Source organism: Chitinophaga sp. 05T412, assembly GCF_056396465.1.
Genome location: NZ_JBFTLN010000011.1, coordinates 161391 through 188113, shown reverse-complemented (window position 1 = coordinate 188113; position 26723 = coordinate 161391). Strand labels below are relative to the sequence as shown.

Annotated in this window: 26 protein-coding genes; 13 read left to right on the top strand and 13 right to left on the bottom strand. The window is 44.9% G+C overall.

The annotated features are described in order from the left end of the window. Nucleotides 1-582: 582 nt before the first annotated feature. Together AC1DFM_RS23650 and AC1DFM_RS23645 are read left to right on the top strand one after the other, a co-directional pair. On the top strand, nucleotides 583-2202 hold the full coding sequence (locus tag AC1DFM_RS23650; RefSeq protein ID WP_477079233.1) for an Ig-like domain-containing protein: 1620 nt from the start codon (nucleotides 583-585) through the stop codon (nucleotides 2200-2202). Nucleotides 2203-2433: 231 nt separating this feature from the next. Further along, complete coding sequence (locus AC1DFM_RS23645; protein WP_477079232.1) at nucleotides 2434-4449, top strand: M13 family metallopeptidase; 2016 nt, start codon at nucleotides 2434-2436, stop codon at nucleotides 4447-4449. A 122-nt stretch (nucleotides 4450-4571) separates the two neighbouring features. On the opposite strand, the gene AC1DFM_RS23640 is transcribed toward AC1DFM_RS23645, so the two are convergent. The 3 genes from AC1DFM_RS23640 to AC1DFM_RS23630 form a co-directional block, all read right to left on the bottom strand. Beyond that, nucleotides 4572-4973 (bottom strand): YybH family protein, encoded by a 402-nt coding sequence (locus AC1DFM_RS23640; protein WP_477079231.1) that lies wholly within the window; start codon nucleotides 4971-4973, stop codon nucleotides 4572-4574. A gap of 79 nt (nucleotides 4974-5052) precedes the next feature. After that, nucleotides 5053-5649 carry a Crp/Fnr family transcriptional regulator gene (locus AC1DFM_RS23635; protein WP_477079230.1) on the bottom strand — a complete coding sequence of 199 codons (597 nt, stop codon included), beginning with the start codon at nucleotides 5647-5649 and terminating at the stop codon, nucleotides 5053-5055. 234 nt (nucleotides 5650-5883) lie between these two features. Next, on the bottom strand, nucleotides 5884-6483 hold the full coding sequence (locus AC1DFM_RS23630; protein ID WP_477079229.1) for a short chain dehydrogenase: 600 nt from the start codon (nucleotides 6481-6483) through the stop codon (nucleotides 5884-5886). 273 nt (nucleotides 6484-6756) lie between these two features. Between AC1DFM_RS23630 and AC1DFM_RS23625 the strand changes: the two genes are divergently transcribed. From AC1DFM_RS23625 to AC1DFM_RS23615, 3 genes are all read left to right on the top strand, one after another. Continuing rightward, nucleotides 6757-7491, top strand: coding sequence for an AraC family transcriptional regulator (locus AC1DFM_RS23625; protein WP_477079228.1), 735 nt, complete (start codon nucleotides 6757-6759; stop codon nucleotides 7489-7491). Between the two features lie 64 nt (nucleotides 7492-7555). Further along, the gene (locus AC1DFM_RS23620; RefSeq protein ID WP_477079227.1) at nucleotides 7556-8101 is read left to right on the top strand and encodes a dihydrofolate reductase family protein; all 546 of its coding nucleotides are present in this window, start codon (nucleotides 7556-7558) and stop codon (nucleotides 8099-8101) included. Between the two features lie 153 nt (nucleotides 8102-8254). Further along, complete coding sequence (locus AC1DFM_RS23615; protein ID WP_477079226.1) at nucleotides 8255-8800, top strand: hypothetical protein; 546 nt, start codon at nucleotides 8255-8257, stop codon at nucleotides 8798-8800. A 78-nt stretch (nucleotides 8801-8878) separates the two neighbouring features. Here the strand turns inward: AC1DFM_RS23615 and AC1DFM_RS23610 are convergent, their stop codons facing one another. Both AC1DFM_RS23610 and AC1DFM_RS23605 read right to left on the bottom strand, forming a co-directional pair. After that, nucleotides 8879-9529, bottom strand: coding sequence for an HD domain-containing protein (locus AC1DFM_RS23610; protein ID WP_477079225.1), 651 nt, complete (start codon nucleotides 9527-9529; stop codon nucleotides 8879-8881). A 67-nt stretch (nucleotides 9530-9596) separates the two neighbouring features. Beyond that, entirely contained in the window at nucleotides 9597-10454 is an 858-nt protein-coding gene (locus AC1DFM_RS23605; RefSeq protein ID WP_477079224.1) for a helix-turn-helix domain-containing protein, read from the bottom strand. A gap of 70 nt (nucleotides 10455-10524) precedes the next feature. Here AC1DFM_RS23605 and AC1DFM_RS23600 point away from each other — a divergent pair, with 70 nt between their 5' ends. Then, nucleotides 10525-10989, top strand: coding sequence for a hypothetical protein (locus tag AC1DFM_RS23600; protein WP_477079223.1), 465 nt, complete (start codon nucleotides 10525-10527; stop codon nucleotides 10987-10989). 15 nt (nucleotides 10990-11004) lie between these two features. Here AC1DFM_RS23600 and AC1DFM_RS23595 read toward each other — a convergent pair whose 3' ends face one another. Then, nucleotides 11005-11529, bottom strand: a complete 525-nt coding sequence (locus AC1DFM_RS23595; RefSeq protein ID WP_477079222.1) for a GNAT family N-acetyltransferase — start codon at nucleotides 11527-11529, stop codon at nucleotides 11005-11007. Between the two features lie 99 nt (nucleotides 11530-11628). Here AC1DFM_RS23595 and AC1DFM_RS23590 point away from each other — a divergent pair, with 99 nt between their 5' ends. Then, nucleotides 11629-12378, top strand: a complete 750-nt coding sequence (locus AC1DFM_RS23590; protein ID WP_477079221.1) for an SDR family NAD(P)-dependent oxidoreductase — start codon at nucleotides 11629-11631, stop codon at nucleotides 12376-12378. Nucleotides 12379-12450: 72 nt separating this feature from the next. Beyond that, entirely contained in the window at nucleotides 12451-13464 is a 1014-nt protein-coding gene (gap, locus tag AC1DFM_RS23585) for a type I glyceraldehyde-3-phosphate dehydrogenase (RefSeq protein ID WP_477079220.1), read from the top strand. An 83-nt stretch (nucleotides 13465-13547) separates the two neighbouring features. Here gap and AC1DFM_RS23580 read toward each other — a convergent pair whose 3' ends face one another. The 7 genes from AC1DFM_RS23580 to AC1DFM_RS23550 form a co-directional block, all read right to left on the bottom strand. Continuing rightward, a complete protein-coding gene (locus AC1DFM_RS23580) occupies nucleotides 13548-14876 on the bottom strand; it encodes an ankyrin repeat domain-containing protein (protein ID WP_477079219.1) in 1329 nt (442 codons plus the stop codon). Between the two features lie 10 nt (nucleotides 14877-14886). Next, nucleotides 14887-16077: an ankyrin repeat domain-containing protein gene (locus AC1DFM_RS23575; RefSeq protein WP_477079218.1), complete on the bottom strand. Its 1191-nt coding sequence runs from the start codon at nucleotides 16075-16077 to the stop codon at nucleotides 14887-14889. A 159-nt stretch (nucleotides 16078-16236) separates the two neighbouring features. Next, nucleotides 16237-16833 (bottom strand): DUF4304 domain-containing protein, encoded by a 597-nt coding sequence (locus tag AC1DFM_RS23570; protein WP_477079217.1) that lies wholly within the window; start codon nucleotides 16831-16833, stop codon nucleotides 16237-16239. A 139-nt stretch (nucleotides 16834-16972) separates the two neighbouring features. Continuing rightward, nucleotides 16973-17134 (bottom strand): hypothetical protein, encoded by a 162-nt coding sequence (locus AC1DFM_RS23565; protein ID WP_477079216.1) that lies wholly within the window; start codon nucleotides 17132-17134, stop codon nucleotides 16973-16975. Next, the gene (locus tag AC1DFM_RS23560) at nucleotides 17131-17685 is read right to left on the bottom strand and encodes a DUF6934 family protein (RefSeq protein WP_477079215.1); all 555 of its coding nucleotides are present in this window, start codon (nucleotides 17683-17685) and stop codon (nucleotides 17131-17133) included. Before AC1DFM_RS23560 ends, AC1DFM_RS23565 begins: the two co-directional genes overlap by 4 nt. Nucleotides 17686-17914: 229 nt before the next feature. Further along, nucleotides 17915-18751, bottom strand: coding sequence for an SGNH/GDSL hydrolase family protein (locus AC1DFM_RS23555; RefSeq protein ID WP_477079214.1), 837 nt, complete (start codon nucleotides 18749-18751; stop codon nucleotides 17915-17917). A 62-nt stretch (nucleotides 18752-18813) separates the two neighbouring features. Continuing rightward, nucleotides 18814-19386, bottom strand: coding sequence for a Crp/Fnr family transcriptional regulator (locus AC1DFM_RS23550; protein ID WP_477079213.1), 573 nt, complete (start codon nucleotides 19384-19386; stop codon nucleotides 18814-18816). 184 nt (nucleotides 19387-19570) lie between these two features. Here AC1DFM_RS23550 and AC1DFM_RS23545 point away from each other — a divergent pair, with 184 nt between their 5' ends. The 5 genes from AC1DFM_RS23545 (at nucleotide 19571) to AC1DFM_RS23525 (ending at nucleotide 26698) form a co-directional block, all read left to right on the top strand. Next, nucleotides 19571-19972, top strand: a complete 402-nt coding sequence (locus AC1DFM_RS23545) for a DoxX family protein (protein WP_477079212.1) — start codon at nucleotides 19571-19573, stop codon at nucleotides 19970-19972. A gap of 72 nt (nucleotides 19973-20044) precedes the next feature. Next, nucleotides 20045-20668: an RNA polymerase sigma factor gene (locus AC1DFM_RS23540; protein ID WP_477079211.1), complete on the top strand. Its 624-nt coding sequence runs from the start codon at nucleotides 20045-20047 to the stop codon at nucleotides 20666-20668. Between the two features lie 80 nt (nucleotides 20669-20748). Continuing rightward, a complete protein-coding gene (locus AC1DFM_RS23535; RefSeq protein WP_477079210.1) occupies nucleotides 20749-21756 on the top strand; it encodes a FecR family protein in 1008 nt (335 codons plus the stop codon). Between the two features lie 53 nt (nucleotides 21757-21809). Beyond that, nucleotides 21810-25226 (top strand): SusC/RagA family TonB-linked outer membrane protein, encoded by a 3417-nt coding sequence (locus AC1DFM_RS23530; protein ID WP_477079209.1) that lies wholly within the window; start codon nucleotides 21810-21812, stop codon nucleotides 25224-25226. An 11-nt stretch (nucleotides 25227-25237) separates the two neighbouring features. After that, nucleotides 25238-26698, top strand: coding sequence for a RagB/SusD family nutrient uptake outer membrane protein (locus AC1DFM_RS23525; protein ID WP_477079208.1), 1461 nt, complete (start codon nucleotides 25238-25240; stop codon nucleotides 26696-26698). Nucleotides 26699-26723 lie beyond the last annotated feature (25 nt).

Genomic DNA, 26723 nt, shown 5'->3' with positions numbered 1-26723 from the left:
CAACTATCTCCTATAGACTGCAATCACAGACAGAAGGAGAAGATCATAATTTCGCCGGGGCTGTTATTCTAATTTACAAAGTTCATTAACAAATTGCAGACGKAGGACATCCACAATAGGTGTGATCAAGAAGTGTACAAGGGGTGGATGTTCCGGTAACTTTAATTTGCCCTTGTTTTGGATTGCTTAGGGTGGCGATTCTGATGGTAGAGAGTCGCATTTTCTTTGGCGCTACTTTTTTCATGTGTGGTTTTTTAGGTTCTTAATAAGAAATATTACCTGAGAGGCTATTATATAAGAATTACAGTGTCAACAATTCAGCTATTGCAAAATAAAGCTTGCCACTGCAATATATCAGCGGTAATATTTTTTTTAGTTAGAAGGCATCCTTACTTTCGTCAATACACTGCGCCAGGAAAAATTTGGTCGAAAACTCACACCATCCAGTATTACCAGGAAGCTGCGGCCTGATGTTAACCCGGAACACATAACTTTAAAAAATGGAGCATCAACATCGCTCAAGCTTATGCCTGTAGACATCTTAATTAATGAGCCCTATTTGATAACAATTAATCCATCCCAATGCATAATCTCTACTTTGTTCAAAAGAAAATGCTTACTTCATGCGGCATTATATTATTTGCTATCCTGGCAATATCATCCAGAGCAGTTGGGCAGAAGACATATGCCAGTAGTCAAACCAACCAGGTGAATGGTCTTTGTTTACTGTGTGGAGTAAATAATCCAAACAACCCCGTAAATAACAGCAGCTTTGAAGACTACTCCACCTTTATCATCAACGTGGGCCTATTAGGTGTAAGTGTGGAGCAAACACTTATTTTTCCAACTGCAAGCGCTACTGGTTGCGACTCCCTCATTATTGGGATCGGCAGTGGAAATCCCGTATTGTCTGCTAACTTATTTGGAGGAGTAACGGTGGAAACTTACAATGGTAGCACTTTCAATAATGATACTCATACTGTGGATTCCAGCATACTACGATTCTTGCAGTGTAACAGTCGTGGAGAAATATTACTGTGGCCACAACACCAATTTGACAGGGTAAAGATCAAGTTAAGCAGTAGCCTTGTTGGTTTGTTAAGCAATTTCCGGCTTTATTATGCTTATCGGAAAAACAGCGTAGACAACCCCGTTTATTATCCTCCTGAAGGAATGGTATGCGGAGCACCTTTTATATCAATACTGAATCATCAGCCAGATATGAATTATAATGTAAGAGTTATCTATACCGCATTTTCGAATTTGATTTTAGACACTTCTTATATAGTATTAAACAATGATTCCGTACAACTACCCTATTATACGAACTTTGCCGGTTCACAGGGAGATATTTATATACAGGCTGTAAATCGTATAACCGGGTGCAGGTCCGATTCTGTTCATCATGCATATTTTGCGGGCAGTACTTCTTCTTTACCCAGGGTTGATACCGACAGCGTACATATCTGCAAAGGTGACAGTGCTACGCTGCATGCCGTTCAGGTGGTTCCTAATGCCCTATACGCTATCATCTGGTATAGTGCGCCTACTGGAGGAACGCAACTGCATATCGGACCGGATTATAGCGTAAGTCCCGCCACCACCACCATCTACTATGTTACCGCTAAAGGTTCCTGTGAATATCCACAACGCATTCCTGTAAAAGTAGCAGTCACTCCCCGAACACCTCCTTTGCTCGCTCATGATACATTATTAATGAAAGTAAATACCAGTGATACCCTGAAAGCAATTGCTCCACAGGGAGCTACTTTTAACTGGTATTCCACGGCAACAGGCGGTTCCCCGCTCTTTACCGGTAATGCTTTTCCCGTTCATCCGGTTACTTTAGATACCTTGTATTATTACGTGGAATCACTGCTCGATGGTTGTGTAAGCAGTGTCCGCACCAGGGCCGTTGTAATTGTCAGCAATCAATTCCTACTTACCAGTAAAACAGGGCTCCCGATGGAGCTAAAACTACATCCGAACCCAACTAAAGGAGAGATATCATTTCAATACAACAAGGATTTGGCTGGTAGCACAATTATTATAAATAATATGAATGGCGTCCCGGTTTATCAGAATATAATGAAAACAAACAACGTGAAAGTACCAAATCATATCCCAGCAGGCGTCTATCTCATAAAGATCAACACCATTACAGGAGAAAAACTGACTGGGAAAATTATAATACAAAAATAGTCCGCCAAACGGAATGTTATATCCAGAGACGTCCTAATTTTACTTAAATCCCGGACAAAAAAGTTCGAAATTAGTCCCCGGTAGCCCGCAGAAAGGGACAAATCATCATGATGATTTGTCCCTTTTTCATTTTCGGTTGCTACCAGACATATGATGTATTTGAAAAAGTATTAAATAGAAACGATATCTTTATTAACCATTCAACATCATTTCGCAACCAATCTAATCTGTATGAAAATCTGGTTTTTGCTATCCGTTTTCTTAGTTTCATTTGTTGCCTGCCAAACGCATACAAATGAAAAACCCTTCATTGCTATTGAAGGAATCGACTCTACCATTCAGCCGGGCGATAATTTTTATAATTATGTAAATTTAAAATGGTATGATACCGCACAAATACCACCCAGTCAGTCGGGGGTAGGTGCATACCGGTTTATGAATTATCAGCAACGTCTCAAGTTGCAGGGTATCCTTGATAGCGTATCAAAAAGTAACAATCCCCCCGGCAGCCTTGAACAAAAGATCGGCGATTTTTTTGCTTCCGGAATGGATACCAATATGATCAATCAGCGTGGTTTTGAACCACTCAAAGCCGGGTTGCAGCGGATCAATGCCATCACAAGTATTGCTGATATGCTTACATTCATGGCGGAAGAAACCAAATTGTCAAACGTCGCCCTGATTGATTTTCAGGTGTCGCCGGATCAGGAAAACAGTAGCATGAATATGGGGCATGTTTATCAAACTGGTATCGGCATGCCTGACAGGGATTATTACTTCAAGACTGACACCGCCACTGTTGCTATACAGCAGGCATATAAAAAATACCTCGCAGATCTTTCTATGTTGACAGGAAGCGATGCTGCGTTAGCGCAAAAAAATGCGGCACTTGTTTACGATATCCAAAAGCAGCTGGCAACATCACATAAAACCAATATTGAGCTGCGGGATATAAAAGCCAATTTCCATAAAGTAGGGCTGGCCGCTTTAAATAAGCAACAACCCAATATAGGCTGGACAACTTTCTTCCAACATCTGGGTGCTACCATAGATTCACTGGATGTAGCCCAGCCAGGCTACTATGACAAATTGAACACGCTCCTCAAATCGATCCCACTAGCCGATTGGAAAGTATACCTGAGCCTAAATTATATTAGTACCTATGCAGATTACCTCAGCAAACCCTTCGTGAATTCATCCTTTGAATATAGTAAAGTCCTTACGGGACAGACCACGCAAAAAGCACGCGGAGAGATCATGTCAAGTGTAGTAGATACCTATCTTGGCCAGGCATTGGGACAATTATATACGAAGCTATATTTCCCGGAGTCGGCCAAAACACGGATGCTGGAGCTGGTGAATAACCTGCAGAAGGCGTTCTCTAGTAGGGTCGACAAGCTGGACTGGATGAGTGACAGCACCAAGCAAAAAGCCAAGGTGAAATTATTTGCGATCACCAAAAAGATCGGATACCCTGATAAGTGGCGCGAATACAATAATGTAAACATTGTGAAGAATAAGTATTTTGAAAATGTGGTATCGGCGGCCGCGAACAACTTCCAATACAGCTTCGCCAAATTGGGAAAGCCGGTTGACAAGACGGAGTGGTTCACTACACCTTCCACAGTAACAGCTTATAATAATCCTTCCGCCAATGAGATTGTATTCCCCGCCGGAATTCTGCAGCCTCCTTACTTTGATAATAACGCCGATGACGCGCTTAACTATGGTGGCATTGGCATGGTGATCGGGCATGAAATGACGCATACATTTGACGATCAGGGCGCCCAGTTTGACAAGGACGGTAACGTGAAAAATTGGTGGACACCTGAAGACTATAAGAAGTTTAAGGCCAAAACACAACAGGTCATTGACCTGTACAGTACATTCACTGTATTAGATAGCATTCATATAAAAGGTGCGCTTACGGTAGGAGAAAACACGGCAGACATCAGCGGAATAGCTGTAGCATATGACGCTTTTAAAATGACCAAGCAAGGACAGGATACAACGAGGATCGGAGGCTTTACACCTGATCAGCGATTTTTCTTCTCAGTGGCCAGAATCTGGCGGGTGAAAATGAAAGACGAATACCTGCGCTTCTGGGTGAATAACGATCCCCATTCGCCCCCAATATGGCGCGTAAATGGCCCACTCATGAACACGCCGGCTTTTTACGCCGCGTTTAACGTACGACCCGGAGAGAAGATGTTCCTGGACGAAAATAAGCGGATCAAGATATGGTAAGGTGTGGATGAAATTTAAAAAAGCCTTTGGTACATCACCAAAGGCTTTTTTGTTTTTGAGGATTACAGCTCGAATCGCTGAGACTCCGCTGAAGGAAATAATCAGTATTGACTGTTCGCTTTTTATGCATTCGCATCCAACACCGCCGCCCCAAAAGGATTATCCACCAGCCATTTCCAAACTCCCATGCTATCCTTTTGCATCAAACAGGTGGTATGGCCACTCATATTAATGGCGGTACCCTCCGGAGTTATCCCCGTCATTTCCCATTTATCCAGCCACATAGCTAAATCGCCAAGTAGGGTTACATGTGGTTTGCCTCCTTGTATGTTTGGCTGTAAGGTACACAGCTGCCCGATGGCTGATTCAATTTGTGGCAGACCATTGAGTGTAATGCCGGTGCTGTCTATGTATACGCCGTTGACATCAAAGCAACGCATGGCTCCTTTAACATCTCCGGTTTTGATACAACGACGAAAATAGGCTACCATGCCAGCGGGTGTGGTGAGATCAATTGTTTCCATGATACTTATTACATTTATTGCAATGCAAAAATCATGGGCATCGAAACCATAAAAAATAACAATTGTTATTTTTTATACCTTATCCTCTTATCCGGCTAAGGGATTCCGGCTTCACGCCAATATAAGAGGCTACATACCTAAGCGGCACATTTTTAATAATATCAGGTCTTTCTGCCATTAACTTTTTATAACGTTCTTTCCCTTTTAGTTTCCCAAAAGTCAGTATCCTTTCCTCTTTTTTCAGAAGCGCTGCTTTAAGCGACTGCATCCCCAGTTGAATCCACGCAGGATTTTCCGCGGCCAGTGTCTCAAAAGACGCTTCTGATATTTTACAGATGAGGCAGTCGGTCAGGCATTGAATATTTTCGAAAGAAGGAGCGTTTTTTAAGATACTGTACATCGAGGAGGCAAACTCTCCTTTACGCAGGATATCGATGGTCACCTCTTCTCCTTTGTCTGTTCTATAGAATATACGAACATATCCTTCCAGGATGAGGAAGTAATTAGAAGACATATAACCTTCCCGCAGGAGGAAGTCCTTTTTTTTCGTGTGGTAGCAATGAAAATGTGCGCTGATCGTTGAGAAATCATCAATCACGAAGTTAAGATGATCTTTAAAGCAGTGAAGCAATAATTCATCATTGTTGTCAGCAGTGGGAGACCCGGGCTTTTTCATGTTTACAGCACAAATGATATACGATGGCAAGAAGTGCTGTAATATACAGTTAATTTGACGCTTTATTCACAGAATCTGCCGGAGTGGCCTACTGTGGCTGTTCTCTACGTACCAGTAGGAGAGGTAGGTGTGGTAAGCTTCACGAGAGGAATAGCATCAATAAACGCTGCATTCCTTTTGGGTACCATATCTCCGCCAAGAGCCAGGGCTACCTGTGCATCTGTTATGCCGCGGTTAGTAAACTCTCAAAATTTGACCGGTTATAGGTTCGTTGATGCTGGTATCGTAAGCTGCTACTAAATCTTTCATGGACACTACATTTAATCCCGGAAATAAATGTCCGTAGTCTGCTGCAGAATCTTCGGCCATGCCTGGGCTCACTGCATTTATCCGGAGTTCTCTTGGTAATTCTATAGCTGCAGATAATACAAAGCTGTGTAAAGCACCGCTGATAACTCCTCCACCGGTTACACCCTTATAAGGAATATCAGCAAATATGCCGGAGGTTAGCGTAAAACTACCATTGTTGTTTAGATAATGTTGGCCGATGAGAACGAGATTCATTTGGCCAAATAGTTTTCCCTGAAAGTCATCTGACAGCTGCGATCCTGTAAGTGTGGAGAAGTTGTCTAGAGGGCCAGAGGCTGCAATGCAAATACAGGCATCTATCTCCTTTACCTGCCTGAACATTTCTTTAATTGAGGTTTCAGAAGTAATGTCTACCCGGATGTCTCCACTATTTCTCCCGGCAGTGATGATATGGTGTTGTGGTGCCAGGTGTGGTGTAAGTCTTTTGCCTATTGTTCCGTTGGCGCCAATAATCAGTACTTTCATACAAAAATTAGGTTTTCGTCTGTGAATCTCTGAGAACAATAAAGTTAATCTATTCACCAATAAAAGTGGCATCTGTTGCTGAGGAAACATTTCCAGCTGTTTCCATCAACTGAAGGTTATCCAGGAAATTGATTAAATCATTTTTGTAGGCTGTAGTATTGGTCATAGTAATAAGTACAGCTACTTTCCCGCCGCCGGAAGCGGTGATGAGCGTTACTAGTAATGTACGGCTATGCTGGTAATACGCCCCGAAATTCCTACCTTAGTTGATTCATGAAATACAATGCCACCCAACCTTGCCCACAGCTCGCCACTCATATCCACACGTTCTGGGAATTAAAAGGCGATGACACCGACCACCAATGGGAACGCATCTTTCCTGATGGATGCCCGGGTATCGTTATCAATTTGGGCGCCTCCTGTAAAACGGATAGCGGTTCAGCCAGTATGGAGCATGGTAAAACGTATGTAGTAGGTGCTATGACGTCTTTTAAAGATAGTTTTATCGATAGCAACACGCACCTGTTGGGCGTATGTTTCAAGCCTGCCGTGTTTTCCTCTTTTTACAATTATGCGCCACAAAATGAGTTGACGGATCATACATTTGAATTTGAGCAACCTCTTTTACTGGATATGAGAAAAATACAACAAACGCCTGTTGCTTATCTCAATAAATATTTTTTAGACAGAAAGGGAGGTCTGCATCCTGTGTTACTGGCTGTATTGAATGATATACAGGTGACTAAAGGAACGTTAAGTATCTACGAAACAGCGAAGCGGAATTTTATTACAGTAAGGCAATTGGAGCGATTGTTTAAAACGCACATTGGGTTAACGCCAAAAGAGTATGTAAAGATTATCCGCTTCCAGTCGGCGCTGACAATGATGAGTGAAGCAGGTGATAGAAAGAGCCTGGCAGATATCGCTTTTGACTGTGGGTACTGTGATCAGTCACATCTTACCAATGAAATTAAAAAACATACCGGACTTACGCCTGCGCAGTTTTAATTTTGTCGCATTCTTCCAAAAGATCCACAGGACTGATATTTATTTTTGCTAAAAAATAGATGAAATGAAGAAAATAATTTTGAATTTAGCAGTTACTTTAGATGGTTTTATTGAAGGACCCAACGGTGAAGTAGATTGGTGTATCATGGAGGAGGACATGGATTTTGGCGGCTTTATAGCCAGTGTCGATACCATATTTTATGGCCGGGTAAGCTATGATGCGTGGGGCAATTTTCAACCGGATGCGACTACCAGCCCCGCTGAAAAAGCAATGTGGGAGGGAATCCATGGCAAACAGAAATTTGTGTTTTCGCGGCAAAACAGGGAAGATGCCAATGCAACCTTTATTCATGAGGATATCGCCGACCAGGTGGCCAATATCAAACAACAAGGTGGTAAAGATATCTGGTTGTATGGAGGCGCAAGTCTTATCAAAACGTTTATAAAAGAGCGTTTGATAGATGTATATAAAGTATCCGTACATCCGGTAGTATTGGGGGCCGGTAAGCCATTGTTTGAAGATTTGAACGCGCGGATCGGTTTAGGATTACTGGAAACCAAAGTTTTTAAGTCAGGGGTCGTGGAACTGACCTATGCACCAGTGAGGTAGCATTGATTAGGAAAAATAATCAAGATAAATTTTCATATTATTGCGTTGAAATTGAACCAATGGTTCATATACATTACCCGTAAATAGCAACGTTAGCCTGGCTGCTATAGCCTGTTAGCCATATAGCGCCAAAAAGTTTAACCATTTTGATTTATGAAAAGAGTATTGTCAATCGTTTTCGCATCTTTATTTTTGTTTTCCTGCGGTAAAAAAAGTGATGATAACCCAACACCTTCCGGTGGAGATGCCAACTGGAAATTGGGGGATTATACCTATGTAAGAGCTGCCTCTTCTCAGAGCAGCACAGCTTCTGAGGGGCGCGTCATTACTGCCATTGCTGTTACTACCGCCGGAGATGGAGGCAATTACGGTGCTTTTTCCGGCAGCTCATTGGCCATGACGTTCTATAGTAACCTGGGAGAGGGCAGCTATAGTATTGGCACTACACAAGCGATGGTATCGAATCCTACCAGCCGTATCCTCGCCCTTACTTGTACTATTGGTACTGCTGTGAATACAGGAGCTATACTCTATTCCGTGAATGGAACAGGAGGAACTGCTAATATCACAAAAGATAGCAATGGCAAGTTTCATGTAACCGTGTCATCAACGGTTAGCTTTAAGAAAGATATAGTTGTGGGTGGTGGTATTCCTGCAGCCAAAGCTACTTACGATCTTACTATTCATAATGCCTGGTAAATAATTCCCGGATACGGGTCAATTAACAATGCAAAGAAGAGCTTCAACAACAGCTCCTCTTTGCATATTCCGCGGATGCTACTCATTCCACGGAGAATGAAGGATGCAGTCACAAAAGTTTTTACGCTGAAATCCGGGGATCATATAAGCACATACATCGGCTTTTATATTCCCGAAAGTGGTAGCTGTTTTATGTTCAAAGCCACCGAAGAAGGTAGGGATAATTCGTTTTTTGAAGTCGGTTCTGGGGAAGACGCCAGTAATTTCAAGGCGGTGTGCTTCACTTAAATGTTCATATCCTTCGCCCATCACATCCAGGCCAACGCCGGAATACATCAACGCTACTTCCGCTTCTTTATGTTCTGCAATACCGATAGTGGTGTGCAGGGCGATGGTATCCCACACCAACTGTAAAGATGCCGGAGGAACATCATAGCTTTTTAAGAAATCGCGGGCGGCATTGGCGCCATCTACTTCAAACCGGAGATCAGGGCTGCTGTAATGGGGAACAAGCCCTAAATCGTGAAAAACGGCGCTGATATACAATAGCTCTGCGTCATATTTTTTGTTTAGCCTTTTACCATTTAAAGAAGAGAAAAGAAATACCCGGAGAGAATGATTGTAAATGAATGTGGTGCCATGTTCCAGCAATAAGTCCGTTGCGGCGGTGGCTATTTTACTGTCGGGAATAACAATTCCAGCTACTGATTTCACTTTGTTTACTGACATGATAGAATAATTTTATGACCCAAAATTAATGGGTAGTTGTCGGCGGGGGAATGTCAGAAAGTGTGGTTTACCTGCCAATATTTACGAAGATATTCCGGTAGTCTGCCGGAGAGGCGAGGGTACTCTTTTTAAAGAAATGGCTGAATTGTTCGGGTGTGGCAAAGGAGAGGTCGTAGGCGATTTGTTTGATAGGTTTGGTTGAAAACTGGAGCAATCGTTTGGCTTCCGCTACCAGATAGCCATTGATAATTTCTTTGGCGCCATAGCCACTCTTTTGTTTGCACACATCAGAAAGCTTGCGGGCGGAAACAGTCAGCTCTTTGGCGTAGTCAAATACTTCCCGCTGTGCCTGAAACCGGGTGCTGACCAACTCAAGAAACTTTTGATAAAGCTGATTATCGAAAGTGTTCATCTCCACCTGTGTGGAGGCCTGAATATTTGCCAGCTTAATCATGATGATTTTCAGATAAGCGGCCATGGCGTCCAGTTTATTGGGATAATCAGCGGTTGAATATTCCTGCAGCAACAGATGGCAGACGGGTGCTAATGCAGCGTTGTGGGACGAATTTAACGGTAGCCTTTGATGTARAGCGGTATTGTTGAATAGCACTGCTTTGCAATTGGATGCGCTGGCGGGTGTTCTTTCCCAGAAGCAATCGCCGAAGAGGATTTCAAATCCATTCAGCCGGGTATCAGCCGTGAAGGCAAATACCTGCCCTTTGGCCACTAAAAAAATCTCGTGTCCCTGCAAAGGATAATGCTGCTGATCTATTTGTATGGAACCTTTTGCTTCCGCGAGCAGGAATATCCTGTTGTACACTACACTAACCGGCACAGCGTCCTCAATGCCGGTATCGGAAAGCCGGGATACTTTAAAAGAATCCCTGATTTCCCTGTCAATAACCAGATCTGGTATAGTGTGCATATTCAAATGTAGGAATGCTTTCTTAAAGGGAGCGTTATTTTTTATAAATTGCGCCTCGAAAAAACAACAGATGTATCCCGCAATTTTAGCCCTTCATTCGCTGGTGCGCTGGCTGCTGCTGGCGAGCCTGATCTTCGCTATTTACCGTGCCTGGCGCGGCTGGCTGTCCGGAAAAACATTTTCGTCCCTTGATCACGGCGCCAGGCGCTGGACCATTATTTTCGCGCATATTCAATTCCTGGCCGGCGTGTATCTTTATTTTATCAGCCCCCTGGTGACTTATTTCTGGGCGCATTTTAAAGAAGCGGTACATCAGCGCGAAATACGTTTCTTTGGGATGGAACACAGCCTGATGATGATGATTGCGGTGATAGTGCTGACCATCGGTGCGGCAAAGACGAGACGCCAGTCGTCAGACACTGCGAAGTTTAAAGTAATGGCCATCTGGTTTAGCATTGCCCTGTTCATCATACTCACCTCTATTCCCTGGGCTTTCTCTCCGCTGACACATCGGCCCTGGTTCAGAAGTTTTTAATGTTCGCCGGATGGGTTACTCAAAAAACGGTGCAGCATATTCCACCGTGCCGGTAACATCTTTCAACGCACCTGCTTTTAATTCAAGCACCATACAATTCTCCTCCGGCACCTCAAAAGGCAGTTTAATTCTGAATGTTTTTGCCATTTTATAGCCGAAACGGGGATAGTAGTGTTCATGTCCTAATAGTACTACTGCGGTAAATCCCGCTGCCGCCGCTTTTTCATGCGCAGCTTTTATCAGTTGACCGCCAATGCCTTTTCCCTGGTGACTGGGAAGCACGGCCACCGGCGCCAATGCCAGCGCAGGTGAACGGATATCTTGCTGCACGATATTGATTTTCGTTAATAAGATATATCCCACGATGTGGCCATCTTCTTCAGCTACCAACGACAGCTCAGGAATAAAAGCATCGGAATGACGCAGACGCTCTACCAGAAATTGTTCCCGGTGATCGCTGTGCACTTCTTTTTCAAAAGCCGATCGAATTAACTGAAATACTTCGGGATGGTCTTTTGTTTGTTCCTGTCKGATGTGCATATCAGTATTTTTATCTTTCAACATAAAAATAGTACTTAATTGTCCTTGTTTTTATTCCTCAGGTGTTATGCCATCAGTGTTACCTAAAAATCAAGCAAGATGGAAAACTTACAAAGCAAGGCTATCCTTATCACCGGCGGCAGCAGCGGACTAGGTAAAGCGCTGGTGCATGAATTAGCGCATCTGGGAGCCAATATCACTGTTATTGCGAGAAATGCGGCAAAATTGGAAGAAATAAAACAAATGAACGTCAGCGTGATCAGCGGCGATGCCACGGACCCTGTTTTTATGGACCAGGTAATGGGGGAATTACGGCCGGCAGTGACCATCCTCAATGCCGGGGCTACTCCCGTGATGGGGCCATTGGATGAACTGTCGTGGGAAGATTTCTCTACCGTGTGGAATACGGATGTAAAGGCAGGGCTTCATGGCATACAAAGCGCACTGAAGGCCTCCCTGAGAAGAGGCAGCCGGGTGCTGGTGGTATCCAGTGGTGCTGCAATGAGAGGCGCGCCGTTATCTGGTAGTTATGCCGGCGCCAAGCACATGTTAGGTTTAATGGTACAATATGCCAACCAGATATCGTATCAGAAAGACCTCGGTATTGTGTTCCAGACGATAGTGCCATTGCAGATGATTGGTGAAACCGCGCTGGCTCAATGTGTGGCAGGCGCCTATATTAAGGGAAGCGATCTGACGCTGGAGCAGTATATCGAGAAACGGTATGGCCACCCTTTATCTGCACAAAGATATGCGGAACTGGTAGGTACGATACTCACTAATCCGGTATGTATGAAGGGGACAGCCTATGGCATTCATCATGACACCGGCGTTACCGTACTTGATTAACGCCCTTCGTCCCGGTGGATTTTTGTTATTTGCGCACTATCAAATAACTTTACAGGCTATAACTATTTAAACATGAAGATAGCTATTAATGGTTTTGGGCGTATAGGCAGAATATGTTTACGTATGTTACTGCAGAAAACCGGGATAGAAGTGGTGGCTATCAATGATCTGGCGGATACGCCAACATTGGCGCACCTTTACAGTTATGATTCGGTACATGGTCCATATAAAGGTGAGGTAACAGCTACGGCTGATGCCCTGATAATAGATGGTACACCCATTCGTGTTTTGTCGGAGCGTGATCCGCTGAAGCTGCCCTGGGCGGCACTAGACATTGATATCGTCATCGAGGCAACCGGCAAATTTACTACCGGCAGCGCCGCCGGATTGCATCTGCAAGCGGGTGCGAAACAGGTGATTGTATCAGCGCCATCGCCGGATAAAGATATTCCTACAGTAGTATTGGGGGTGAATGATCATTTGGTGGATCTTACCGCACCGGTGCTGTCCAATGCGTCCTGCACCACTAATAATGTGGCGCCTATGGTAAAGGTATTGGATGATAACTGGGGCATTGTGGATGGTTATATCACTACTGTGCATTCTATGACCGGAGATCAGAATTTGCATGACGCACCACACCGCGATCTTCGCAGGGCACGAGCTGCATCGGCTTCTATTATACCTACTTCTACCGGCGCAGCAAAAGCAATTACGTCGATATTTCCGCATTTGGAAGGAAAAATGGGTGGAGCAGGTATACGGGTACCGGTATTAAATGGTTCACTGACCGATTTCACCTGTATCCTGAAAAGGCAGCCGGCCAGCGTAGCGGAGATTAATGATGCGTTCAAAGCCGCGGCGGCCACGTCCATGAAGGGTGTGTTGAAATATACGGAAGCGCCGATCGTATCTGTAGATGTTATCGATAATCCCTACTCCTGTACTTTCGATGCGTTGCTGACCTCTATTGTAGGGGATTTGGTGAAGGTAGTAGGCTGGTACGATAATGAATTCGGATATGCTAATCGTTTGGCTGACCTGGTAGTGCGCATCGCTGCATTGAAGCAACAACCCGTAGCATAAGCATACATCTTATTCCATCATAAAGAAGCCTGTAGATATGCATCTACAGGCTTTTGTGTGTAAACGGGTGTTTTCGGAGAAAACTATTTTCCATTCAGCACTTTGGCTTTCTCGGCATCAAATTCTGCCTGGGTGAGAATGCCGGCATCCAGTAATTCTTTTAGGTCCATTAACGCTTTTTTCTTGTCGGTGGCCGGTTGGCTGGCGGTAGGAGCTGCAGTAGCTGCCGGCGCCTGCGCTGCGGGCGACTGATAACTTAGCAACAACGCGGCGATCTCATTAAATCCTTTGATGGATGCATAGTCAATCGCTTTCTGTTCTTTGGTGTTCACGATGGTGACATCAGCACCCTGTTCCAACAGGTATTTCACGATATCTTTTTTACCGCAGGAAACTGCGTAGTGCAGGGCGGTGTTACCGGATTCGTCCTGGATATTCACCAGGGCATTGCGTTCCAGCAGGAGCTTCACCATGCTGAGGTGTCCGTTTTTCGCGGCTACGTGGAGGAGACTTTCCCCGCCATAGCTGTAAGTATGATTAAAGGAGAAAGCGCTTTCCATCGACAGGCTATTGCTGCTTTCTACCCAGTCGAGGTAGCTGTTCATACTGGTCGTAACGCTGGACAGCGGCTGACTGAAATTCACGTCTACGCCCTTATCCAGGAACAGGCTCACGATTTCTTTCTGGTTATTAGCGCAGGCATACCAGATTGGTGACAGCCCATTTTTGGAGGTGATTTGCACATCTGCCCCTTTCTCTACCAGCAGATTGGTGATAGCGCGGTTGGTATCGTAACAGGCGATCAGCAGTGGTGATTCGCCGGCATCGTTGGTTTGATTGACGTCGGCCCCGTTGTCAATGAGACAGGTCACCATCGGTACATTTTTGGACCGTACAGCGGTGATCAGCGGCGAATCGCCGGCTTTGTCGGTGGCATTTACGTTGGCGCCGTGGTCGATGAGTGTTTGCACAATCTCTTTGTTGCGCCATGCGGAGGCCACCAGCAGGGGCGTAACAGCTTCGTTATTCACCAGGTCGGCATTCATTCCTTTTGCCAACAGCACTTCTACCAGCTCTTTCTGTCCTGTTTTGGCGGTGAGATGAAGCAGGTTGTTGCCCTGAAAGTCTTTGATATCGGTTCTGGCGCCATTTTCCAGGAGATGCAGCGCAGTTTGTTTTTGTTTCTGTAAACAGGCGAAGTAGAAAGGGGTTTCTCCGTTATGATCTTCATAATCCAGGTCAGCGCCCGCTTCCAGTAATAGTTTTACGATATCGAGATAGCCCTGGTGGGCGGCGTAATGAAGACTGGTTCTGCCTTTTTCATCGGTATATTTTACATCTACTTCTTTGTTGGCCAGCAGAATTTCGGCAATTTTTCTTTTGCCGCTTTCGCAGGCTATAATAAAAGACATGGACATGATATCAGGCTTTATGTTTGAGGAGTAACTCCACCGTTTTAGATTTCAGGTTATCCTGTGCTGCCAGGTCTAGCGGTGTTTGATCCTTATCGTTAGTAAGATTCACGTTGGCGCCGGCTTCTATCAGCATTTTCACCTTGCGGTACAACTGTTTTGCTACTTCCTGTTCGTAGTTTACATTGTGGCCGCATATTTTATGCAGCAGGGTATTGCCTTCATTATCGCGGCGATCCAGTTCCACAGTGCCAGTGTCGAGTATCGCCTCGAGGATGTCGGCATGATGCTCGGCGGTCCAGTCCAGGGCGGCTTTATCGGCCGAATACCAAAGAGAGGTTTGATACACATCGGCGCCATCGTTGATGAGTGCCTTGATGAGTTTTGTTTCTCCGTCACCACCGCGTCTCCGCATCCGTAAGGCGCCACCGATAATGGTTTCACCACTTTGAGTGATGGTATCAAAATCAGGTGTGGTTTGGGCGGACAAGAGCCGGTATAATTCTTCATCACATACCTGGTGAATAATGGCGGCGTAAAAAGGGGATTCTCCTTTTTTGTTGGCCTGGTTTGGATCTGCGCCTTGTTCCAACAGGAAGCTGATATAGGCTTTTTGTCTTTTCCCTACCGCCAGATGAAGGGGCGTTTCGCCTACAATATTGCCGGCATTGGGGTCTACGCCGTTCCTGATTAAGAACTCAAGATAAACGAGGCCTGTATTTTCTTTGATATTAAATTCCTGGATAACTTTATAGAGATAGGTTTCTTCGTAGTTGTTTTTCCGGAGAATATCACCGCCGGCGGCTATCAGCAATTCGATATGTGGCAGGGGAGCATTGGTTTTGAAGGCCAGCTCCAGTAGTGTAACATCGCCGGGGGCATCATTGATATTATCTGTTTTCGCCAGCAAGGACTCCCAAAAGGCCAGTTCTTCCGGTGTGGTGCCGAGGTTCCTGAATACAGCCGCATAGATGCTGCCATCCAGTTTATCATATTCATAAATATCCGTTTCCACAAACCGGCCCTTGATCAGCTGATCGATGATATCAAAGGCTTTTGCCCGCAAGAGGGTATCTGTTATTTGTCTTTGGTCATAGTCGGCCAGATCAGCGGGTAACTTTTCTCCCTGTGCCAGTCTTTGACGGGCTTCGTCCACATTTCCTCTTCTTAGGGCCTGGGTCAATTCATTTACTTCGTACATCGTTTCCTGTTACGTTTGGGTTAATGGTTCGCAGTGGCATGGTAGGGGTTTTCCCTGTAAATATGGTTTGCCTGCATTTTCAAAGGTGGAAAATAAGCAGGAATACTGACATGAAGAAATGAAATTTTGGTTTGTATGCCGCCTGCTGGCATATCAGCGCTATCCGATCAGGTCTGATACCCGATATGTTTTTTTATTATTTTGTAAGATGTCGTTCAATTGATTTTCAAAGAAGCTCCACCTTTTTTCCGATCCAAAGTTACGGAACAGTTGTGCCGCAAATGATTTCATGGCTTGCTCCTGGCCGGTTAGCAACAGATAGGTAAATAGTTCTTCGTAGTTATTTAACCCGTTTTTGTTAATCATCAGCTGCGCCAGCTCATCGGGCGTAGTAATGCTGTCAAACAAGGCCAGCACCTGTTGCAGATCGCTCGTTATTGCTGCAGCGGTGATCGTTTCCGCCGTATAGCCATCGGTGGTAGCTTGTGTGATATCAGAGATCCGGTCCCGGTAATAACATTCGTATTCTTTGGGTGCTCCGTTTTCTTTATCGCCAATAACCCGGTCTATTTCAGTGGAGTGAATGCCACAGTTGACATAGAATTTAAGGTGGCTACTCTGGCTTTTTTGAAGATTAATTAAGAAAATCAGGCCGTTGGTCGTCTTATAAAAATTCAATCCCTTTTTGCTAAATCCATGCTGCTTTAACAGGGGGGCTATGGTATCCGCTATCAGTAGGTCAAGTGAAGTTTTCATGTGTATGTTATCAGTCAGGTAGCCAATTTAGATAATCTTTGTTTGTAATAAATATTTTTTTGGGGAATGAAAATTAAGAGATATGATTAAACAAAAAAGGTGTGCCCGAAAGCACACCTCACAAATATTGATAAAGAAATCAGGCTTTGGTAATAGTCACTTTTTTGAGATACTCTTTGGCATCTTCGAGTTTTTGCGGAAATAATATCCTGTCTTTTAGTTTACTTGAAACTAAAGACAGTAAACCTTTCTCTGGTATCTGTACCAATTTTTCGGTGTTGTTTTCTTCCTTAGTTTTCATTTATGATTTGTTTGTTTTTTACAAAATACAGAATCGTATTCTTTTCCTATGTCATATTCCTCAGGAATTATCATTCCATTTTCACTTTTCAAACCGCCGTAGAAGGTATATGTTTTATTTAAGTCATCAAAATTTTTATTGACATACCATCTATATGTGTTTATCCGCCGATTAATATTTTTACATTGTTTATCACATTTTTTGCGGCATGATTTCTTGCAGTTTTCTGAAAATTCACTACTAGAATCACTGCCTTGAACCATCATTACTGCATTGGGATTCGCCTCAAAAAAACGCGGAACAGTGCTTAGAACGGTATGGAATACAGCATATGTATCCCCATTATTGCTAATTGTTTTATCCAATGTAACGTCTGTTTCGAGGTCATAGTCGCCAAATCCAAGATTAAAAAGCGGATATTCTCCAAAATCCTGAACATACTGATATTCAACCGCCTTCACAATATCAACATTCCCACTACTAATAAAAAAATATTTTGTTGCTTGCTTCTGTATAATTTCATCTACTTCGTAGATTTTATCAAATGCCATCAGATAAGAATATGTGAATATTATCTTACTTATGTAAATAGAATCTGTTTCTTGTCAGGCGTCACATTATTCAACTTACCAAAGTTAACACTTAGACACAACTATAAAGTGATATTAATCGCTAAAAACAACTTAAATCGAGTTATTCGATTGTTAATATTTAATGTTTAATAATTTAATAGTTAAAATAATATAAATTATTACAAAGAGATAACGAGGATTAGGTAAATTATCGGACGCTGGATTTCCCGGATGAAGCCATCAATGCCACCTGAGCAACATGCGATGATCCGCAGATCCAACGCCGTATCATATCTGCCAAAATATTTCCTGCCACATCATTCAAATGAATGCCATCCGACAACACATGCAACTGGTTAGCCCGTGAAATTTGCTGAAAGCTTTGACCGAGATAATATTTTTTAAATGCAGCAAGCAGCAACCGTGAAATTTTCATGGAAAACTCTTCCTGATCAGTGATGTGTTTGTCACTTAAGTAAGTCTTCAGTGCTTCATTAAATGGCAGATAAGTGATGTTCAAATCCATTGCCAGTGTGAGTAATGACTGGTTAAACAAATCTACCTCCGCATTCATCCGGCTATGCAGGTTTTCTCCCAACGGCGGGAAGGCTACCAATGCAACCGGAATATTTTTCACGGATTTTATTTGTTGAATAACCTGCGATAAATCGTTGGAATAGTTTGGCAGCGGTACTTTTCGCATTACATCGTTGGTGCCAACGTATATGACCACCAGGTCCGGCAAGCAAGGTAAAACGTCTTTTTGCACCCGCCGTAGCAAGCCGGCAGCAGTATCGCCATTTTGCCCGGCATTAATTATAGTAAAGGAATTATCCAATGCAGTCCGTAACATCGACGCATAATCGCTGCTAAGGGTACTATGAGTTTGACTATCTCCAAACAGCACCAGGTGCTTGCGGGACGTTTGTGGAGGATGTTTCAGAAAGCTGCGCGGGTTATTAAAAGCCGGGCGGCGAAAGCCCAGGTAAATCAGGAGAATAAAGGCGCCCAACAGTAGCAGGGATATCAAAAGGAGCAGTGTCATTTTATTTTTTTAATAAAATTGATCCTTTATCCGCGAATGCCACCGTGATAATTGTCACAAAATCAGGAGCGTCCTCTTTTGCTCCGCATGCGGGAGAGCGTTTCCCTGGATACGCCCAGGTAAGAAGATAATTGGGTGAGCGAAACCCGCTGTAATAGCGTAGTATGATGTGCTTCCAGGTACTCGTAGCGTTGTTGTACGGTGGGTAACCGGAATAATTTAATTTGTTCTTCCTGTTTGGCCGCTACCAGCTGCATCAGCTTTCTGCCTATCACTTCATTTTCTGGAGATAAACTATTGATAAGAGCTAGTTGGAGTTTATCGAAACGCACCACTGTCAGGGCTTCACAAGCCCGGATCGACAACGTAGCTGGTTCGTTTTTATGAAAGCTGTTGATATCAGTAACAATGTCGTTTTCAAAATAAAAGCCGGTATTAATTTCCTGCTCGTCCTGCTCATAAGAGGTGCTGCAATAGCCTTCTATAATAAAGAATAAACTGTTACAGGCTTTTCCGGCTTTCGTCAGCCAGGCATTTTTGGGATATTCCTCCCGGGTAACATGCGTACAGAGTATTTCCCAGCTTTGATCGGAGAAAGGCGCCAGCGACCGGATATAGGTGAGCAGGTGAGTCATGGTGTTGTTGCGTATCAGAAATGAAGATAATAGTAATCGCTCACTTTTTCGCCTCCGGAAAAGACGAATTCAGCCCCTGATTTGTCCAACTCAGCTGTTTGATGACCTGGCCGGAAATAAAAGCCGGCTACTTTTGATGCAGCAAACAGCTAACCACATTTTATCACTCATAAAAATTATGAAAATGAAAACTACTACCACAAAAATTATCTATTGGTCTGCCGTTATTTTTATGTCGCTCTGGTTTGGCGCCAGCGGCTTCTTTGAGCTGACAAAGAACCCGATTGTATGGGGCATTACGCAGCAATTGGGTTATCCTTCGCACTTTATTTATATACTGGGGGTGTTTAAAATTTCAGGGATCATCACGCTGTTAATACCTAACCGGTTTTTACGCTTAAAAGAATGGGTATTTGCCGGCATGTTCTTCGACATTATTTTTGCCTTCTTCTCTAAAATAAGCGTACTGGGATTTCCAGCTACTATAGATGCGATCATTGCTTTTAGTGTATTGGTCATTGCCTATAGTATGTTCAGAAAATTATATCCGGCACAGTATAACGCGGCGGTAGTGATGGCGCATTGACGAAAAAAATGCTGCTGATGACGGGATTATGATCTTTTCGCTACTTTTGCGGGATTCAGTTTTCCGGGTAATATGACACAAAACAGCCAGCTGCAGCAATATTGGGAACAGCTCCTCCGTCATGAGCGGGAGGGGCTGTTCGGCTTGTACCAGGAGCTGTACACTGGTTTGTTGCAGTATGGGCGGGTATTGGTAGGTGATGAAGAATTAACGAAAGATGTAATCAACCAGTTGTTTCTGTATCTGTGGGATAAGCACCTTACCCTGAGTACGCCAAGGGATATCAAAGCCTATGTGGTTGTATCTTTCCGCCGGATGTTGTTGTATGAAGATAAAAAACTACGGCAGTTTGGGCACTCCAGCTTAGAACAGGACCTGGAAAGTATGCCTGGACAAGCTTCTGCCGAGTATGAAAAAATTACGGCAGAAACGCAACTGGAAGTAACCAGCCGCTTGCGTCATGCTTTGTCGGCGTTAAGTCCGCGACAGCAGGAGCTATTGCGTATGAAATATTATGAAAACCTGAGCTATGAAGAAATTGCTGAACGCACAGGTTTAAGTATMAGAACTGTTTATAATAAAACGCATGAGGCATTACAACGTCTGCGTAAATCACTTCCTTCCGGTATGACAGCCGGCTATCCTCCCTCTTTTATGTTGCTGCTGCTGCTCCTGGAGCTGGCCAGCAACCAGTAAAAAAATATTTTTAAAAAAAACGGTGATCTACCCGGGTAAAAAAGGGGAGCATCATGCTCTCTAAGGTATAATCAGTGGAGATGAGGAAAAGGGAATATCATACTATAGAAGCACTGCTGGCGGATGAGAGTTTTATCAGCTATTGCTTTGAGACGGATGTTAACGACATCATCGAGTGGGAGCATTGGCTGCTGCAGCAGCCCGACAAGCGTCCACTGGTGGCATCGGCAAAAAGCCTGTTGCTGAACTTCAATCGTTCGCTTCGTGAAGAAGCGGAAATGCAAACCGCATTGGCACATTTCAAGCAGTTATTTATCTCGCATACGGGGGAGGAGCCAACGCCTGCTCCTCGTCGTCACCTGCGCCGGTGGCTAATGTCCGTAAGTATGGTGTGTTTGCTGGCAACAGCGCTTATTGCAGGCCTTCATTTTTACAAACAGCGAAGTATCCCGGCGGTTACTTATACACTGATTCAAAATCAGGGAGAGCAGCGTAAACACATCAAACTGGCCGATGGTACGCAGGTAATACTTAACCGTCAATCGTCGCTGCAGGTGCCGGCAGACTATGGCAAGGGACAGCGTCGCTTGCTGTTGCAGGGGGAGGCATGGTTTGATGTGGCGCCGGATCAGGTACATCCGTTTATCACTAACACATCGCAACTGGCGGTTACCGTACTGGGTACTACATTTCATGTCCGCGCTTACGCGGACGAATCCGCGCCGCAGGTGTCACTGGTTACCGGTAAAGTCCGGGTCACCAACGTGGCCAATGGGCGGGAAGTCATCCTGCTGCCCGGAGAAATGACGGATGGGTCTTTGCAAAAGCATCCTGTAGATACGCTGGCCCTGCGTCGCTGGGTAAATGGGCAACTCACATTCAGTCACACACCGGTAGAAACGGCCCTGCAGCAATTAGGAGCCTGGTATCATATTCCCGTAAAGGTATCGGGTATACCACCTGCCAATACCGCTATCAATGCCGAGTTTAAAGAAGAATCACTTTCCCGTGCCATGGAGTTGCTGGCTTTCAGCGCGGGATTCCACTATACGATTGCTCATGATACTGTATATGTTCGTTTTCACTAACTATTCCATTTTTTCAAGCCACTATACCATCAACCATTAAATCTATTTACTGCATGAAACGTTTTAAGCTGCTGCGGTGGTCTTTATGCCTATGGTTGCTATGCGCCTTTTCCGCGCTACAAGCCCAGGTAACGGCTCCGCATACCATAGGCTTCAGCAATCAATCTTTGTCGCAGGTATTTTCCCAGGCGGCAGAAAAATACCAGGTGAAATTTATTTATAATGCTATTGCGGTGAATCAACAGGTTCGTATTACCGTTCCTGTTAAATCGTATACCATCGATGAGCTGCTGCAGGTAATTACTGCAGTCACCAATATCCGCTTTGCACGGGCCGAAAATCAGGTCAGCGTGCAGTTTCCTGCAAGGCAGGAACTGCTTGTGAAAGGTACCGTCACCGATAAAAACGGACAACCGCTGCCTGGTGCTACCATTATCAACGGCCGCACCCACCAGGGGGGTAAAGCGGATGCCAGCGGTAATTTTACCATAGCAGCAGAGAAAGGTGACCGGATTATGGCTTCTTTTATTGGTTATAAAGCCCTCGGGATAGACATAAAAGATGGCAATACTAACTTTGTCCTCGAAGAAGATGCCGGCAAACTGCAACAGGTAGTAGTCACCGGTTATACCACCAAAAAAGCGAGTGAAATCACCGGCTCCGTACAGAAAATTTCTGGCGAAGACCTCCGCAGCGGCGCCTCCTCTGCCGATATTATCAGCCTACTCAAAGGTAAAGTCACCGGTATGTACGTAGCCGCCAACGGTAACGGTGGCGACCCTACACGAAAATCAGAAGTGCTGCTGCGTGGACAATCAGGCCTGTCTATTTCAGGTAGCGGTGCCAACGATGGCAGCACTGTTTCTCCAATGGGACCACTGATTGTACTCGATGGCATGATCACCAATAGCCGCGACCTCAGCGAAGTTGCCAATGTAAACGATATAGAAAGCATCACCATACTGAAAGATGCAGCTTCCACCGCCATCTATGGCTCCAGGGCGGCGCAGGGCGTTATTGTAGTCACCACCCGTCGCGGACACGCCGATAAAGCACAGGTAAGCTTGACTGTAAAAGGAGGCATGGCCATACCCAATTATGGCAAAATGCGGCCCATGAACTCGCAAGAGCTATATGATTTTGTACAATCAGGTCTGACAAACGCCTACAACAGCAACCCTGGCTACAAAACCACCTGGCCCACGCTGGGCGATTTCCTGCAGGCGAAACAGTTTATCAGTGAAAAGGATTTGCAAACAAATACTGACTGGGGCTCTCTGTTGCGCCGCAACGGATTAACGAATGATATTAATCTTTCTGTTACCGGCGGCAATAAGGCTGTATCCTATTTCATTGCATTGAATAATTACCGGGAAGATGGCACCCGCGACGTGAACAGCTTTAAACGCACCAGTGGAAAAGCTAACCTGGACTTCACCATCACGCCCCGTTTAACCGCGGCACTTACCCTGGGCGCCAGCTTTTCCAATACGCTCAACCCAGCGATAGGGCTGGATCAGGAGCTGACTTCCTACTATCCCTGGCTGTCGCCTTACTTCGCGGATGGCAGTATCGCAGATACTTTTGCCTATAAGAATTTCAGAGGACCCGCTGTTACCGCCAATCCTTTGTATGATATGCAATACAACAGTACTATTGGCACTGCAAAATATTACAATGGCGGTCTGAAACTCAGCTATGCCATTACCCCCTGGCTGACCTTCAGTACCACCAATAGCGGTATTGTACGGGATAATCAAAATGAAGAGTATATCGACAGACGGACTTATGTTACACGCAATGCGTCGGCGGTGAATATCACCTTTGCACCGGATGGCAGGCAACTGGGCTCTTTGACACAAACTACCACTAAAACTACCGGCTACCTTACCTCTAATCTCCTGAACTTTAAACGCAGTTTCGGACAGCATCAGCTGAGTGTATTGGCTGGTCATGAATACAGCGATAATAAGGCTACCGTTACCACTATCGGGATGAGCAATATTCGTGCAGGGGAACGCTCTTTTCTGGCAGCAGCAAGGGTGGGTACCGGCAGACGCGGACAGCCACCGATATTAGGCTATAACTATCAGAAGCTGGCCTTCTCCCTCTTCTCACAGGCAGATTATAATTACCAGAATAAGTATATGGCCAGCGCCTCCTTCCGCCGCGATGGATCTTCTAACTTCGGCCGTAACAACCGTTATGGTAATTTCTACGCCTTGAGTGCCGGCTGGTTGTTGTCAGGCGAAGATTTCTTCCAGAACAGCATTTTCCGCAAACCGGTTGATAATCTTCGTCTGCGCGCCAGTTATGGTACTTCCGGCAAAGAAGCCGGCCAGGATTTCCTCAACTATACTTCTTACGTGATTACTCCTACCAGCAATGGTTATGGAGGCAATACCGCCGCCTATATCACGCAAATGGGGAATGAGAATCTTCGCTGGGAAGTTACCAACACCATGAACATGGGCATAGAAATTTCCTTACTGAAACGTATAGACGTGACTGTAGATGTATATCACCGCCGCAGTCATAATCTCATACAACAAACCCAGCCCACCGCTGCTGCCGGCGCACCTGTGCTGTACAGTAATATCGGAGAGCTGATCAACAAGGGCATTGAACTGTCGCTGAATACCGTGAATATCCAGCGCCGCGATTTTTCCTGGACCACTGCCTTCAACATCAGCTTTAACAAAAACAGACTGGGTAATATTTACCAGGACTCCATTGTTACACCATTAGGCTATTATTCCGGTAATTATTATGTGAAGAAGGGAGAAGACATGGGGGTGATAAAAGCCGTGAAATATATGGGCGTGAACCCGGACAATGGCAATGCACTCTTTGAATATTACAATGCCGCTGCCGGGAAATGGGAAGTACGGGAGGGCTATAACAATGTGATTGCCGGCGGACTCAATGCGCAGCAACAGGTAGTCGGTAGTGTGAATCCTACTTTTATTGGCGGATTCAACACCGCATTCCGATACAAACAATGGACCTTGTCTGTTGCCACCAACTTTGTATACGGCAATAAAATATTCTCAGATGTGCCACTGGCGAAACAAAGCATGGGAAATGCCAAAACAGGCAATCTGTATGCGTTTAAATCTTCCCAGCATGTATGGAAGCACCCCGGTGATATCGCCAATGTGCCGGCGCCCAATGCGGACGCTGATTTCATGCCAACCTACAGCAATACCTCCACCTTTAACCTCATGAATGGCAGCTACTGGCGCATCAATAATATCAGGTTAATGTACCAGCTGCCCGCGGCCACCTGTAAGGCATTGCGCATCCGTAACGCGTCCGTTTATCTGAGCGCCGATAATCCTTATGTGTTTACTGCCCGCAATTTCATTGGCATAGATCCGGAAATCAGCGGTGCAGTGCCAGGAAGCGGCACCACTTATACGTATAGCCTTCCCCGTAAGGTACTGGCAGGTATTGCCGTTAACTTTTAATGATGAATAACATGAAACATACATGCGGTTATATAAGAAATAGTTTACTGGGGAGCGCCTTACTATTGGCCTTCACCAGTTGTAATAAACAGTTCGACAGCTTAAAACCATCCAATGTGGTATTTGAAGGGTCGTTGCTGGCAAACAAAGAAGGGCTGAAACAGGCCGTGAATGGTATTTACACCAGTTTGGTGAATGCGCCCACGCTTAGCAACAGCAGCTACGATTACTACTATAACTTTCTTAACATCAGTGAATTCAGGGGCAATAATGTGGTATATGCAGTAGAGCCGCCGGGTAACGATAAGGACCGTGAGGAAGATGCCTACTACTATGTAAACAGCAGCCAGGCCAAACAAACGATGAGTTATACGGTGTGGCGTGTTACCTACAGCATCATTGTAGGCATTAACAAAATTCTCAAAGCCATCCCGGAAGATACACAGGACCCGGTATACCTGCAGATGCGTGGCGAAATGCACTACCTGCGCGCCTTACTCAACTTCAACCTGGTGAATGTTTTTGGTCGTCCCTATTACCAGTCGGCTGAAACAAATCCGGGTATTATGCTCAAGAAAACAGATGATCAGAAAGGATTGCCCCGTAGCACCGTAAAAGAAACCTACGATTTTATTATCGCCGACCTGCAGCAATCGCTGCTGGAACTACGTGATAAAACCACGAATAACTACGTATCGCCGGTAGCAGCACAGGCGCTGTTGTCGAGAATATACCTGTATAGGGGGGGAACGCCGGCAACCCCTGCGGTACAGGCCAACAAGGACGCCGTAAAATACGCTACCACCGTGATTAATACGGCAGGTGTATCACTGGTGCAGGACCCGGTGAAGTATGCCGGCTTCTTCAACCTGAATAATACCACCAGCAATACAGAAATTATTTTCGCGCTGGACTATCGGTATAATTCATCTTCCTTCTACCAGTTTTTTGTAAAGGATCGTCCGGCCAGTCAGCGGGGAGAACTAAAGGCATCGCCTGATTATGTTGCGTTATTGTCAGCAGGAGATTTACGTAAGAATTTTATCAAACCAGATAACACTATTCTGAAATATGTGGGCGATGGCGTCACATTCAACAATGCGCCGTTTATCTGTTTACGTTTGGCAGAAGTATACCTGAATCGTGCGGAGGCCAATGCGAAGCTGGGGAATACTGCCGCAGCACTGGAGGATGTCAACATCATCAGGAAGCGTGCGGGGTTACCAGCCGTAGATCTGAGTGGAGCCGCATTGATGGACGAAATATTATTACAGCGCAGGTTAGAACTGGCTTTTGAAGGACATGCAGCGTTTGATTATTTCCGCAATGGGAAAGACATGATTCGCAATTATTCATCGGCCAATGTAAAAAAAGATATTCGACGGGTAGCCGCTACAGATCCCAAAGTGGTGATGCGGATTACGGAAGATGAACTATCATCCAATCCATTGTTACAACAAAATAATCAATAATCAACGTAGGCTCGTTCCCGTAGGA